This is a genomic window from Flagellimonas algicida (assembly GCF_049629585.1).
Taxonomy (GTDB): Bacteria; Bacteroidota; Bacteroidia; order Flavobacteriales; family Flavobacteriaceae; genus Flagellimonas.
This window is the reverse complement of record NZ_JBMYIX010000002.1, coordinates 582919-596966: the sequence shown is the minus strand read 5'-3', so window position 1 is coordinate 596966 and position 14048 is coordinate 582919. Positions and strand designations below refer to the sequence as shown.

At 42.2% G+C, this 14048-nt stretch carries 14 protein-coding genes; 6 read left to right on the top strand and 8 right to left on the bottom strand.

The features are described 5' to 3' along the window. The first annotated feature begins 49 nt into the window (after nucleotides 1-49). Both ACPD8L_RS11510 and ACPD8L_RS11505 read left to right on the top strand, forming a co-directional pair. Nucleotides 50-763: a hypothetical protein gene (locus ACPD8L_RS11510; protein WP_423943452.1), complete on the top strand. Its 714-nt coding sequence runs from the start codon at nucleotides 50-52 to the stop codon at nucleotides 761-763. Then, nucleotides 723-902 carry a hypothetical protein gene (locus ACPD8L_RS11505; RefSeq protein ID WP_421810349.1) on the top strand — a complete coding sequence of 60 codons (180 nt, stop codon included), beginning with the start codon at nucleotides 723-725 and terminating at the stop codon, nucleotides 900-902. The genes ACPD8L_RS11510 and ACPD8L_RS11505 overlap by 41 nt, the downstream gene beginning before the upstream one ends. A 49-nt stretch (nucleotides 903-951) precedes the next feature. Here ACPD8L_RS11505 and ACPD8L_RS11500 read toward each other — a convergent pair whose 3' ends face one another. From ACPD8L_RS11500 to ACPD8L_RS11485, 4 genes are read right to left on the bottom strand one after another with little or no spacing between them, the layout of a single operon-like run. After that, a complete protein-coding gene (locus tag ACPD8L_RS11500; RefSeq protein ID WP_423943450.1) occupies nucleotides 952-2706 on the bottom strand; it encodes a hypothetical protein in 1755 nt (584 codons plus the stop codon). 10 nt (nucleotides 2707-2716) lie between these two features. Beyond that, nucleotides 2717-3913 (bottom strand): DUF4249 domain-containing protein, encoded by a 1197-nt coding sequence (locus ACPD8L_RS11495; RefSeq protein WP_423943448.1) that lies wholly within the window; start codon nucleotides 3911-3913, stop codon nucleotides 2717-2719. Nucleotides 3914-3918: 5 nt separating this feature from the next. Next, on the bottom strand, nucleotides 3919-6687 hold the full coding sequence (locus ACPD8L_RS11490) for a carboxypeptidase-like regulatory domain-containing protein (RefSeq protein WP_423943446.1): 2769 nt from the start codon (nucleotides 6685-6687) through the stop codon (nucleotides 3919-3921). Next, on the bottom strand, nucleotides 6684-7433 hold the full coding sequence (locus ACPD8L_RS11485) for a hypothetical protein (protein WP_293303897.1): 750 nt from the start codon (nucleotides 7431-7433) through the stop codon (nucleotides 6684-6686). The genes ACPD8L_RS11490 and ACPD8L_RS11485 overlap by 4 nt, the downstream gene beginning before the upstream one ends. A gap of 222 nt (nucleotides 7434-7655) precedes the next feature. Between ACPD8L_RS11485 and ACPD8L_RS11480 the strand changes: the two genes are divergently transcribed. From ACPD8L_RS11480 to ACPD8L_RS11465, 4 genes are all read left to right on the top strand, one after another. Next, on the top strand, nucleotides 7656-8525 hold the full coding sequence (locus tag ACPD8L_RS11480; protein ID WP_421810353.1) for a HEPN domain-containing protein: 870 nt from the start codon (nucleotides 7656-7658) through the stop codon (nucleotides 8523-8525). Between the two features lie 49 nt (nucleotides 8526-8574). Next, nucleotides 8575-9042, top strand: coding sequence for a hypothetical protein (locus ACPD8L_RS11475; protein WP_423943444.1), 468 nt, complete (start codon nucleotides 8575-8577; stop codon nucleotides 9040-9042). Between the two features lie 275 nt (nucleotides 9043-9317). Further along, the gene (locus ACPD8L_RS11470) at nucleotides 9318-9683 is read left to right on the top strand and encodes a hypothetical protein (protein WP_423943443.1); all 366 of its coding nucleotides are present in this window, start codon (nucleotides 9318-9320) and stop codon (nucleotides 9681-9683) included. A 281-nt stretch (nucleotides 9684-9964) separates the two neighbouring features. Continuing rightward, complete coding sequence (locus tag ACPD8L_RS11465) at nucleotides 9965-11182, top strand: site-specific integrase (RefSeq protein ID WP_090292201.1); 1218 nt, start codon at nucleotides 9965-9967, stop codon at nucleotides 11180-11182. Between the two features lie 115 nt (nucleotides 11183-11297). On the opposite strand, the gene ACPD8L_RS11460 is transcribed toward ACPD8L_RS11465, so the two are convergent. Genes ACPD8L_RS11460 through ACPD8L_RS11445 form a run of 4 tightly spaced genes read right to left on the bottom strand, consistent with a single transcriptional unit; the run spans nucleotide 11298 to nucleotide 13874 of the window. Then, nucleotides 11298-11753, bottom strand: coding sequence for a DUF6730 family protein (locus tag ACPD8L_RS11460; RefSeq protein ID WP_116216542.1), 456 nt, complete (start codon nucleotides 11751-11753; stop codon nucleotides 11298-11300). 10 nt (nucleotides 11754-11763) lie between these two features. Then, entirely contained in the window at nucleotides 11764-12624 is an 861-nt protein-coding gene (locus ACPD8L_RS11455) for a relaxase/mobilization nuclease domain-containing protein (RefSeq protein WP_235856357.1), read from the bottom strand. A gap of 5 nt (nucleotides 12625-12629) precedes the next feature. Next, the gene (gene mbpA / locus ACPD8L_RS11450; RefSeq protein WP_116216544.1) at nucleotides 12630-12926 is read right to left on the bottom strand and encodes a mobilization protein MbpA; all 297 of its coding nucleotides are present in this window, start codon (nucleotides 12924-12926) and stop codon (nucleotides 12630-12632) included. Between the two features lie 45 nt (nucleotides 12927-12971). Further along, nucleotides 12972-13874, bottom strand: coding sequence for a toprim domain-containing protein (locus tag ACPD8L_RS11445; protein WP_116216545.1), 903 nt, complete (start codon nucleotides 13872-13874; stop codon nucleotides 12972-12974). Nucleotides 13875-14048 lie beyond the last annotated feature (174 nt).

The following is a 14048-nucleotide window of genomic DNA, read 5'->3' as shown; positions in this document are numbered from 1 at the left end:
AATCTTGCTCCCCCCAACCCCACACCAAATAATTTCTTACTTTGCAGAGGTGAACAAATCTTTAAACCATCTACCTAAAACCAAGCAAGATGAGCTGGGCCGCCTCACCAACCTGCTCTCCGCCTTTAAAGAGGTGGAAATGGTGCTGCTCTTTGGCAGCTACGCCCGCGGCAACTGGGTAGAGGACACCTATGTAGAAAAGGGCATCACCTACGAATACCGGAGCGATTATGACATGCTCGTGGTGCTCACCCACGAAGATCTGCAACAAAAATTCCGGATAGAGGACAAGGTAAAGGCCGAACTCACCAGTACGGGCCACGTGCGCACTCCCGTGAACCTCATCTTCCACGGTATAAAACACCTGAACCATGCCCTGCGACTGGGCAATTACTTTTTTAAGGACATTAAAAAAGAGGGCATTGTGCTGTACGATTCCGAAAAGTGTAAATTGGCCACGCCCAAACTCTTGACGCCCCAAGAAAGCCAACAAAAGGCACAGGACCATTTTGACCAGTGGTTTACGAGTGCGAACAACTTTTTACTAGGGTGCAACGATTTTATTGCGAAGGGTATACTAAATGAAGCTGCATTTATGCTCCACCAAGCCACGGAGCGCTACTACACCACCATATTATTGGTGTTCACGGATTACCGCCCCAAGGACCACAATCTGGAGACCTTGGGCATAAAAAGTGGAAATGTGCGACAAGCGTTTTGCGGTGTTCCCCACCCAAACCGAGGAAGAAAAACGCCTCTTTGAACTCTTAAAGCGCGCCTATATAGATGCCCGTTACAAAATGGAGGAGTACCACATCACCAAAGCTGATCTGGAGTATCTGTCGGCCCGAGTGGCGGAACTACAACAACTGACCAAGGACATCTACCTTGAAGAAAATTAAGGGGATTGGGGAGGGGTGAATTTGGATTGGCCCTTTGCGTTTGAAAATATCACTCAACAACTTCCAAATTTCTTTTGATGGATACCGGGTTGCCATTCTCGGTAAACCCTTCCAGGACCAACTCATAGGTCCCCGTAACATCCGAAGTATAAAAAACAACTTCTTGCTCCCTGCCCAACAGATCCACCTTGGGCAGCCAAAGCAATTGGTATCTGTAATCTGGAACACGGGACCGATCATGATCCCCAACATACATTTGTTTAAAGTAGTGTTTCCGTTCCTCTGGCCTGAACAGCTCAATGTTCATGAGGTCCGGTGAGTAAAACTCATTGAAAAAATCCCCTTTGATCGTTTTAAGGGAAAGCACTCCTTGGAACATCTGCGAACCGATCAATACATTTTCCCTGGAGAAATTTATGGACTTCACTCTTTTTGCATTATACCCTATAATATCCTCATGATCTTTAACAAATAGGCCATCCACAAAAACCGCTGCAAAAAGTTTGTCGTTGGGCAGACCCACATTTGGGCGTACCTCAAAAACCCTAGATCCATTGTTCAAGGTCTTAATGGAAAGATGGTCCGTTACCTCTACTATGGTTTCTTCCAAGGTATTGAACCGGGTATAGGCATCCAAATCGTACACAATGGGTAAATCCCTATAAAAAGGAGTGATCTGTTCAACTGGAATTACAGAATCCATGCGTACTTCCCCATATGCATTCTCAATCTGGTTGTGTACGCTTCTTTGCAGGATCGGATTCTCCATGGCCCTAGGGATGGTAAACCCCGGAAAGGCCAAATCACTATGATTACCTTCCTTGGCATCCAATTTAACTTCATATTTGTCAACTGCATCGGACATAAGCTGCACCGCGGCCACCGTATTGCTATACTTTCTATCTAAAATAAAGCTGAATCTCCCCTTATCATCAGAAGTTGCCACTTTAAAAAGAAAGGCTTCCCCGGGCAAAGACAGGGATATTCTTTGGTTTTCCACAGGCATATCGGTGCCTTTTTCCAAAACAATGCCCGAGATGACCTCTCCCCTGATCTCTGGAACATACAGATTTGTGGTAGCCGAACGGTTGGTCACACTCTTGTTCCGGTCCATTAAAAAAGCTTCTGAAGACATAGGGGTTCCAAAAGAAACGGAGCCCTTCTTCCTTATTGAAAGCGAATAACTACCCCCTGTTGCCGAATTACTTGTTCTTTCTATGGTAATTGCCACTCTTTCCCGTTTTCCTACAGCTGTCTTGTCCACGATAACATTTACAAATGGACTGCTGTTGGATCGTGAAATGGTGTTCGCACTTTTGTGTTCCCGTGGCGAATTATCTTGAATTGAGTCTGTGGGTTCCTCTAAATAGGCCTCTGGTATGGTTTTATATGGGTTGATGATATAAACATCGGCTTGAAAAAAGGTTTCCCTTCCAAAATTTCTCATCCATTCCGTATATCCCAGCAATTTATAGGTGCCCGTGGAAAGGGCAACCGGCAGAAAAAAATCGCCTTCACCTGAACCGGAATCCAACCATAGCTTGTGGGAGAAAACAACCGCCCCATTATTATCGATCAAGGAAACGTACCCTATTTTACTGATTTTGGTGGGCTTTTTGGTGGAATTGTCCAGGCCATAGAATTTGTATAAAAGTTTTTCGCCCGTAAACAGTGTGGACTCATTGAAGTGAACATAGGCACTTTCTTGGGGAATGGACCGTAATATTTGTGTATTGGATTGTCCAAATAGTACATTTTGGGTCATGCACAAGAGGAATACCATAAGGATATAGCTGCTTTTCATAATCTTTATTTTAATCTGTCCAAAATTCAGGGACCTCGGCAGTGCCCAATACACTACAGTCCCCACAGACCCTAGGTGCTATCAGGTACGGTCCCTCACCATCTCCTGGGGAGATGTTGTCCCCAACAAATACAGCGGTACCACTTTCTAAGATCGGTCTTAAGACACATCCTCCCAAATTTTGAATCACTGGAGTACCCGGCCTACAATTTTCTATATAGGGCGGCAAGGGTTCTCCCGGGTAAAAATCTTCATAATTGAAAAAAATACGTTGCTCATCAACAGTGGCCACATCAAAATAGCCCAATACGTTCTCGTTTCTGCCTTCCATAGAGAAAACATTTCCTTGTAAAAACCCTGTTTGAATCTGTGAGAAAAGATTCTCCGAACCTGTGATTTCATCAAGAGTCTCAAAAAACGTATACGCCTCATTGGACAGGACATACTGCCTAACCAATATGCTGTACCTATGGGATATACTATAGTTGTCCCTATTAATGAACCGAACCATAAAATTGTTGACCCGGTCTTCCGCCAAATCTTTTGTTGAGGTCAGGACAATTTTATTGGAAAATAGGGTTGGGTAGCAGATCCGTTCGTCCGTTCTATTGGGCACCTCCAACACATTACAACCCCCTTGGGGGTCACCGATCAAACTGGTTTGGTTCCAATCTGGGGCAATCACCCGGAAGGTTTCCTCATATTCATAGCGATAGTTCAAGGAGTTTCCCGTAGAGTCAAAGCTGTCTACAAAAATTGCCATGCCATCTTCGCCAAAATCATTGGTTATCCGCTCTGCCCTAACTTCATCAATGGTGGTTTCCGCAGTAAGTCGGGCAGTTTCCGAACCATAGTTTCTACCGTCCTCGGTAGTAATGGAAAGCTGGTAATCCAACCCTTGTTGGGCAGCAAAAGCGGTAGTGGAAAGGTACGTACCGTTGCCAATGTCGCTGAAGGTATAGGTGTTTCCTTGCGAATCGGTCACGGTAACATTGGCATTGGATTCGGCCAAAGGCCCTTCTTCTTCAAATTCATAAGTTCGTGAGAGAAAAACCCGTTGTTGTTTTAATTCATTGGTAATGGTCGCCTCTATGACCAAAGCACTTTCAAAATCAAGAAAAGTAGCTTCAAAAGGTTCTATACATGAAATCACGGAAAACATCCAAAAGAACACTGCCGACACCCAAAATTTTCGTATTAACTGCATAAGTCTCAAAATTTGAAGTTGTAGGTTATGGTGGGTACAGGAATAGAGAATATGGAGCTTTGGTATGCCTTGATATTGCCATCCTCCGTCACAAAAAACACCGAGTACGGGTTATTCCTTCCCAAAACGTTATATATGGAAAAGCTCCAAAAGCTATGGGCAAATTTCTTGATCTTATGGTTTCCTTCCATTTGAAAGCTCAAATCCAAACGGTAATAATCGGGAATCCGAAACTTGTTCCGATCACTGTAAAACACGAATTCTGAGTTGTTGAACGCGAAACTTCCAATGGGAAAAGTTACCGGCCGACCTGTTTGATACACAAAATTGGCCGATACACTGAACCTTCGTGTAAACTTGTAATTCGCCACCATACTTATATCATGGGGCTTATCATAGTTGGAAGGAAAAAACTGCCCATTATTGATCCGTTCCTCATTGAACTCACTATCCAATCTTACAAATGACCGCGAATAGGTATACCCCAACCAACCATTCAGTTTGCCCTCATTTTTCTTGATGAGGAATTCTACCCCATATGCTTTTCCATCACCTTGTATCACTTCGGCCTCAATGGTCTCATTGAGCAGCAACTTGGCCCCTACTTTGTAATCCAATAGATTCTTTTGCTTTTTGTAATACCCTTCCAAACTGAGTTCATACTTATTCCCCTCAAAATTCTTGTAAAAGCCAAGAGAGGCCTGATAGGCTTCCTGTGGTTTTATATTGATGTCGGACAACTTCCAAGTATCGGTTGGGGACACGGTGGTATTGTTGGATAGGGTATGGATATACTGGAACGCATTGTTCAAGCTCGCCTTTACCGAAAAACCCGGGGTGATGAAATAACGTGCAGAAACCCTTGCCTCAGGGCCACCGTAGGTTTCGATCACCTCATTTTTATCAAATTCCTGCGTTTCTTGCAACGTGCCATCATTGCGAGGGGCGTTTTCTTCATATATACGCTGTACGCCCTCCCCCAATGCGGCATAGAAAGAATACCGCAACCCCACATCTACCAAGAGCTTATCATTTACCTCATAGCTATCGGAGAGAAAAATGGCAGATTCCAGTCCGTGTTCTTTGGGTATGGTCAGAGGGGATACATCAGAATCCGAACCCATGGGCTCAATGCTTCCCGGGCTCACTTCGTAGTATTTGCTGGACAATCCAAAATCCAACGTATGCTTATCACTGTGCAAATATTTTATCTTGAATTTGAATTCGGTCTCGTTGTTTTGGTATCCCAAATCAAAATCATCATTGGCCTGCCCATCAAATTCAATCCCAAATTTATATTGACTGTTGGCAAGTATTAAGCTGCTCGCGGTCTTTTCACTGAACTTGTGGTCCCATCCCAAAGAAATAAGTCTGTTGCTGTAATCGTAAATGGAATCTGAGGTAATACTGAATGCATCATGGCTAAAATACCCCGTGGCCTTGACCTCATTGTTCTCATTGATGGTATGGCTATACTTGGCCAGTACATCGTAAAAAGAAGCGGTGCTATTGCTGAGTTCCTTGTTGTCCAAAGCTCCCAAAATCCAATCGGAATAGGTAGCCCTTCCCCCTAACATCAATGCCGATTTATCCTTGACCACAGGGGTTTCCAAAACTATATTGCTGGTCACCGGCCCAATGGAGGCTTCTCCTGAAAATTTTTGGTCATTGCCCTCCTTGCTTTTAATATCGAAAACGGAGGAAAGACGCCCCCCAAACTCAGCCGGGATGTTACCCTTATAGATCTCTGCAGAACCTACGGTAAAGGGATTAATGGCCGAAAAAATTCCGAAAAAGTGTGAAGGATTGTAGATTGCCCCATTATCCAACAGGATAAGGTTTTGGTCTGTTCTTCCGCCGCGCACATTATATCCTGCCGCCCCTTCTCCCGCCGTGGTGATTCCCGGTAATGTTATCGCGGCCTTTAAAATATCCTGTTCGCCAAGTACCAAGGGGATGTTCTTGATTTTCTCCACTTCAATAAGGGTTACTCCGGTAATGGCTGTTTCAACATTACGGTTTTGGTTTCCCTGTACCACCACTTCATCCAAGGCTTCCACACTCTCGTTCAATTGAAAATCATAGGTTCCATCATTGTAGAGAATGATCTTGGTCCGTGAGCTCTCAATACCCAATCCCCTTGTTTGGAGGACACTCTCACCTATAGGCAAATTTATGCTGTATCGCCCGTTGGAGTCCGTGGAAGTTCCTTCATTGCTCCCTTCAACAATAATGGCCATATCTGGAATAGGCTGTCCATTCAATGCAACCAAGGCCCTACCGCTCAGTATAAAGGTTCTTCTGCCGCTGTTCCTGTTTTCCCTTCCAATACGGACCACTTGCATTGCTCTGGAAGTATTTTCTTCTTCATTGACAAACACTGGGGAAATTTCTTCGATTTCATCATAATTTGGCACGTCTTCGGTAATCACTTCACGTCCAAAGAAATCCTCGGGCAAGGCGTCGTAAATTTGATTGTTTTGAAGTAGGTAAACCTCATTTGAACCACCCATATGATAATTGATGACGGTATCTTTTAGAAGACTGTCCAATACCTCATTGACAGGGGTGTCTTGAAAAGTTCCTGAAACCCTAATACCCTCAATCCAGTGATCAAGGTAAAAAAAATGGAGTCCGGTCTTACTTTCAATGGTAGTCAAGGCCTCTTCCAAGCCAACATTGGTAAAAGAAACCGAAATTTTTGGGACGCTGTTCTGCGCAAACAAATATTGTATGCTCCAAAGGAGCATACATACAATGATGATCTTTCTCATTCCACAATGTTTTCGTTGGATTGGGATAAAAGAATTTCAATTCGTTTTGCCAAACTGACCATAAACCCATCGGGGTCTGCCTTGCTCTGTCTTATGGCCAAAGCATAAAAAGCCTTGATTTCCTTTTTTAGCTCGGGAAACAAGCCAATAACTTCTTTCTTGGAGTTGAACGAATGGTAACGGCCTCTATAAAATAGTGCATGCTTACTGGGGCCGTCCAAAAACTCGTAGTAGAGGACTCTTCTATCTTTCTTATCGAATTTTCTTTTGGTGTATTTGGTGTGAAGGGTAAAATAGGGGCCCTCCATGGAAATTGCATAAAACCCATGCTCTTTCAACAATGGTGCCTCTTTCTCCAAAATTTTCACAAAGCGCTCGCCATCCAAAACAAAGCCTTCCAGGTATTTGTTCAACAGCTGCATGGTGCTGCCGCCCGCTTCCGTGACCAAGCGCAAGAGGACCGCATCGTCATAGACATCGTACTTTATGTCAAGGTTGTAATACCATTGCCCATCATAATGTACACTTCCCAAGAAAAAATCCACTCCCTTATAAAAATGTACCCTTTCATTGATCGTCCTGTATTTTTCAACATATACGGTTCCTTGATAAAGCCCCGTATTTTCTATTCCCACTTCTTCATCAAAGACATTGTACATCGGTGCTTGGGACATATCCTGACCATAAAATGAAATGGTTCCAATAAAAAACAGGAATTTAAAAACGTAGTTGAGGTTATGTACCATGTATATTCAGAATTGAATTTTGGGCATGGAATGCACGTTCGAAAATAAAATTTATGTGGGGGGAAATTCTTATGACTTTCTAAATTTAAACTATTCAATTAAATAAGCAAATTATATTGGAGGTTTTACAAGGTCCATTTTTTCGCGTATAAACAATGGTTCTCACTTTGAAGAAACCGCACCCCCCGACCCCCACACCAAATAATTTCTTACTTTGTGTAGGTGAACAAATCTTTGGACCATCTACCTAAAACTAAGCAAGATGAGCTGGGCCGCCTCACCACCCTGCTCTCCGCCTTTAAAGAGGTGGAAATGGTGCTGCTCTTTGGCAGCTACGCCCGCGGCAACTGGGTAGAGGATACCTATGTGGAAAAGGGCATCACCTACGAATACCGCAGCGATTATGACCTGCTGGTGGTCTTGACCCACGAAGATCTGCAACAAAAGTTCAGGATAGAGGACAAGGTAAAGGCCGACCTCACCAGTACAGGTTACGTGCGCACCCCCGTGAACCTCATCTTCCACGGTATAAAACATTTGAACCAAGCCCTGCGACTGGGCAACTATTTTTTTAAGGACATTAAAAAGGAGGGCATTGTGCTGTACGATTCCGAAAAGTACAAACTGGCCACGCCCAAACTCCTCACCCCCCAAGAGAGCCAACAAAAGGCACAAGAACATTTTGACCAGTGGTTTACGAGTGCGAATGAATTTATGATTGATTTCAAAAACGCATTTGGGAGAGAAAGTTATCATAAAGCTGCCTTTGAACTCCACCAAGCCACGGAGCGTTACTACACCACCATATTGTTGGTATTCACGGACTACCGCCCCAAGGACCACAATCTGGAGACCTTGGGCATTAAAGTGGAAATGTGCGACAAGCGTTTTGCGGTCTTCCCCACCCAGACCGAAGAAGAAAAGCGCCTCTTTGAGCTATTGAAGCGTGCCTATATAGATGCCCGTTACAAGATGGAGGAGTACCACATCACCAAAGGTGATCTGGAGTATCTGTCGGCCCGCGTGGCGGAGCTACAACAACTGACCGAGGGCATCTGCCTTGAAAAAATTAAGGAGATTGGGGAGGGGTAAAAATTATACAACTCAACAGATATATTTGGAAAAAGCATTCTAAAAATCAATGAAAGACTTTATTGAAAAAATACTTTTGAAAGAATCATTTGAACTTAACAGTTCAACATTAGAATTGAAAGAACAAATTCGTTTAAAAAAGGAAAGAAAGTTTAATCTTGATTGGATTTCTGACAACGAATTTAAATTTCTTTCTAAAGTTTCAATAGGTACAATAATGCTCAATTATAATCCCGGATATTTTGACGGAATAAAAGGTTATGCAGTATTAACTGAGCTAAATAATGGAAATACAAAAATCGAATTAAGTACAAAACTACGGTTCGAAATGTACTTTTTGGGGATTCTGTTTATTGTCTTCCTACTACTTTTTTTATTTAATAAAGAGAATTTACCTATTTGGACTCTCTTTCTATTCCCTGTAATGATTATTTGGTTTTGGTTTGTATATCGGTTTCAAGAAAAAAGGCTCTTTGAAAAAGTAAAAAAATACTTGAAAACGGAATTAAAGACGTAATAATGGAATACATGGCCTTTAGAAGAATGTATAAAACCAATCAATAAGGAAATCCCCTTGAAAAAATTAAGAGGGTTGTGGGAAAATAAAAAACGTCATGCTGAATTTATTTCAGCATCTTCTGCTTTTGGTCGGAAATACTTTATGGGAACCTGAAACAAGTTCAGGTTGACGAAAATCGCACTTGATACAAAAAGTGATACATTTATAAATGTGATATGAGGATGTGCGAAAGTTTCTTCATATCCTATAGTTGGCAACAAGCTGAAAACAAAATGGAACGACAAACGATTATTATTTTTGGGTTTATATTCTGCATTATCGGGATTTTTATTGCGCCATTTCTATATGAAAATTCACAATACGGTGAAATTTTCTTTCTTATCATGTTCTATTTTATACCTGCTCTGATTTTGGCATATGTAAACGGATATTTGTTAAGGTTAACCGAACAAAAATCTTGGAATTTGATTCTTAAGATAGGAATGGGTTTTATTCCACTTCTCATTTTGACAATACTTTCAACTAGAAAAGAATCACCAATTCAATTCATAGCGACTTTCGGAATTATAGGAATTGGTGCTACTAATCTGATCTGGATTATCAAACTAATAAAAGAAAAACTAGCTGGTAACATATAATCATTGGGACGCCCTCCGCTGCCGCAAGATTATATCTTCTGGCAAACAACTCCATAAAAAAAGCACCTCAATTGAGGTGCTTTTGTTTTCGTGGAGAATACCGGATTCGAACCGGTGACCTCTTGCCTGCCAGCAAGAGGATTACCATATCAATCCAATACAAATAAATACATAATAAATTGTTTTTCAGTATTTTAAATAATTTCGTATTCATTTAATTTCAAATAAAATCACCCATTTGCGTGCAAATTGCGTGCAAATTTTTTTTACCTTTGATTAGGATGAATACCAATATAAAACTTTCTTTAGATACGCGTAGGAAGAAAAAAGATGACTCCTATCCTATTATTTTACGGTTAACCCATTTTCGAAAAACAACTTCCATAAGCTTAGGGCAATCAATAAAAAAGGAATTTTGGGATAATAAAAACGAGAAAGTTAAAAGAGCATTCAAAGGAACTTCATCAGTTAGTAAACTCAATAATCAACTCTTAAAAGAAAAGACCAGAGCGGTCGACATAATTAATGACCTGAACGAAAAGGACGAGCTTAACTTTTTATCCATTTTGCAGCTGAAGAAGAAGATTGTAAAAACCGCATCATTGGATTCATTTTTTAAGTTTAGCGAGGATATTGTCGATGAGTTAAAAGCAGCTGAACGTTATGGTAATGCAAACACATACTACGCGGTAATTAAGGTATTGGAGAAATTCGCTGATGGAAATGATATCAAATTCAACGAAATCAATTATGATTTTCTCAAAAGATTTGAGAACTGGCACTTTTCCAAAGGTAATTCTGTTAACAGTCTATCGACGTATATGAGAACAATCAAAGCGGTCTTTAACAAGGCCATTAAGTCTGATGTTGTTTCTAGAGATGCTTATCCTTTTACACATTATAAGATTAAAACTACTCCTACAGAAAAAAGAGCGCTTGACATTAAAAGCATCAAATCAATTATGCTTTTAAAACTGGAAGAAACGGATAGTCTGTTTCACTATAGAAATTACTTCCTTGCCTCTTACATGCTTTATGGTATTTCCTTTATGGACTTGGCTTTTTTAAGGGTTCAAAATATCATTGACAACCGAATTAAATTCCAAAGAAAAAAAACGTCAAAGCCTTATGATATTAACATCACGCCTCAGTTAAAGGAAATCCTCTCGTTTTATCTTAAGGATAAAGAGAGGTCTGAATTTATATTTCCAATCATTAAAAGAGCCACATTTGAACTTCAATATAAAGACGTCTTATGGGCACGGAAGAGATATAATAAAGGGCTTAAAGAAATTGCAAAAAAATGCAAGATAGAGCAGCGGTTGACCTCATATGTATCTCGTCATAGTTTTGCAACCCAAGCTATGCTGCAGGACGTTCCCTTACAAGCTATTTCTTCCATGCTTGGCCATAATCGACTATCAACTACTCAAATATATCTGAAGTCCCTGCCGAATAATATACTAGACAATTATAATCAGAAATTGGTTAAACTGTAACCTTAACCCTTCCTAGTCCCAAATCCTTACTCACAACTTCAGCGCATGGATCCTGGCCTATTTTTGCAGTGTTTGGGAAGATAAGCGTAAAGCAAAAATAGGATAGGGCGCTGTCCTACTTTTGGCCATTATCCTCCAGCCATTTTTGATATAGTTCCTTTGCCTCTGGGCTTTCTTCAAAGAATGTCCTGTAGTGTTCAATTGCATCATCTTGACCTTCTACATATGCAACCTGTTCTTTCTTGGATATCCTTGACACCTTGTAGATTGAAAAACCAAGGACCAAAAGGACCGTGACCAACAACCCCCAAGTAAGTTTTATGGCCCAACTGGGCAAGAGAACGGACCGCTCTACTTTATGAAGAATCCTTTCCATCAGTCTTTGTTGTTCCTTAATGTCGTTTTTTTGTTTGTTGCCATACTCTTTTAGAAGAGCATTTAATTCGCTGGTATCTGGCCTTAATGGAAGGTTTTTGAAATCCTCATGAACCTTTTCCAATCGGCCGATACTCTTTTCAAATCCGTTGATCTCCTCAGTCAACAGTTCCGCTATCTCGTCCAGTTTTGCCATATTGTTTTGTTTAGATTCCTATTCCAGTGTCCCTGACCACTTTGATGGCCAGTTTGATGGTCTTTTTTATGATGGTCTGGGTCAAACTTTTTGGGACATTCACTGTCCTCCCCAAAAGCTGCATGCTCTTGTCCTTGGCAATCCGCTGTGCCATGTTCCTTTCAAAGTTCATTTGACGGGCGATCCTGCCCATGGACATGGACCGGTGCACCTCGCTTCCCTTTAGGTTCGTTCCCTTATGCTCAAAACGGAAGCCCTGCAACTGGTTCTGCCTGTTGATGCTCGGGATGACTTTTACATTGTTCTGCTCCATCGATTTGATATACTGGTCAAAATCCCTTGGCCGTTCCTTGGCCATGACCTTTTCATGGATCTTCTGTATTTCCGATCGGACATATTGCATCCGGTACAGTTTTTCCTGCTGAACTTCCCTTACCGTGGTCAGGTCCATTTGTTTGGCCACCCTTTCCGCCACTTGTTGGCTCCGCTTGCCGATGAAGCTGTCGTTATAGGCCTTCCCCTGAAAGTTTATCCGGTTGGCATACAGGTGGACGTGCACGTGCTCTTTGTCCCTATGGACAAAGGCAATGGCCTGGTGCTGCTTGAGGTTCATTTCCTTGAGGAACCGTTCGGTCATTTCCTTGAGTCGTTCGCTTTCCAGTTTCCTGCCGTCCTCGATGGTGGGGCTCAGCACAAAGCTGAGCGTGTTCTTCCGGCAGAGTTCATTCTGTTCTTGGATGACCTTGAACTCCTCGGTGATCTCCCTCGGGGTCTCCCCGGCCAGATATTGGCTGTGGATAATCTCCGATCCCTTCTCCTGGTTCATCCCGTAGCTCATGGAGGCCGATGTGTGCGATATGGATTTGCCCATGCCTATCATTTCTTGAAATTTAAAAAGTGTTGTCGTATCTCTTTGGCCAACTGGGCCGTTTCCTCGGCCAATCTAGGGTTACGCTTGCGGAACATGTTGGTGATCAGCTTGAAGTTCCGTTGGTATTTGACCAATAGCTTATAGGCCTCTATCTGTTCGTCCGTCATCCTTTCAACTATCCTATCATCGAATGCGGCACGGCGGCAGTACTCACTGATGGAAAGACCGCTCTTCCGGGCCTTGATCCTCAGCAGTTTCTTCTCGTAGACCGAGCACCGGAACTGTACGAACTCTTTCTTCATTTTCACATCATCTTTTGCGACCTACGGGAGCAAAAGCAAGATTTGTCATGACAATGACACATCTTGAATTCGTTTCCGAACTTCATCCTTCGCGCTTTTTACCTTCCATTCGTTTATATCTTTAAAACCTTCATAGAGGAAGGATATATCCCTACTGTTCGGGCACTTTTCCAGTAACAGTTCCGTCATCCCCAATCCCGTTTTGTCCCTATCAAGAAACAGTTTTACATTTTCATAATCCTCTATTTCTTTTATCATCCGTTTTACAAAGGCAGTTGTGTTCAATACCAGAAGGTCATGGCTGTTTACGATATCCGCCATCAGCTCAATTAGGGTGAGCATATCGAACATGCCTTCTGTAATCGCCAATTTCTTTGATTTGTTCCCCATCATCGAAACATCCTTTGGCGAGGTGGAGCCTTTCCAATAGCTGTTCCGCAGTTCCCAGCCTCCAGACCTGTTTTGGAGTCCGATGCCAAAGTATGTCCGTCCTCCTATTCGATAATGGATTTCCTTGCAAAGTATTCTTGCGGTTTTGATCGAGATACTTCTGGAGCTTAGATAGTTTTGCAGGGCCCTGTGCTCGATTTCCTTTTCCTCGATGATTTCAATCGGGTTGACTCTATGTTCCGCTTTGGTTGGATTCGGCCGCCGGTGAAAAGAAAAATGGTCCATGTTCCCGGACAATCGTTCCAATGCCTCCTTTACGGAACAGTTCTCCATTTTCATGACCAGGTCTATGGTACTTCCCCCCTCAAAGGTTCCGAAGTCTATCCAATAGTTCTGTTTCAATGATACCTTGAAAGAGGCTTGGGTCTCGATCCGGAACGGGCTGAGGAACCAAGCTTCTTTTTCCGTTTTCCGGACTGGAAAGTGCCCCAACTTGGCCAGCGTGGAAACGATGTCAATGTTGCGGGCTTTTTCGCAGTCCATTCTTTTTTCTTTCATGGTTCTGTTTTTAATCGATTTTTGATGATTTGATGACAAACCTCTGGGAGGCCCTTTAAATACTGGTAGTTTCCCCGTCATCATTTTGTCATCGTTTCATCGTTTTTGTTTTTTTCTTCATAGTACCTGTCATCATTTTTTATTTTGATGACAGAATGATGACAAAGTGATGAC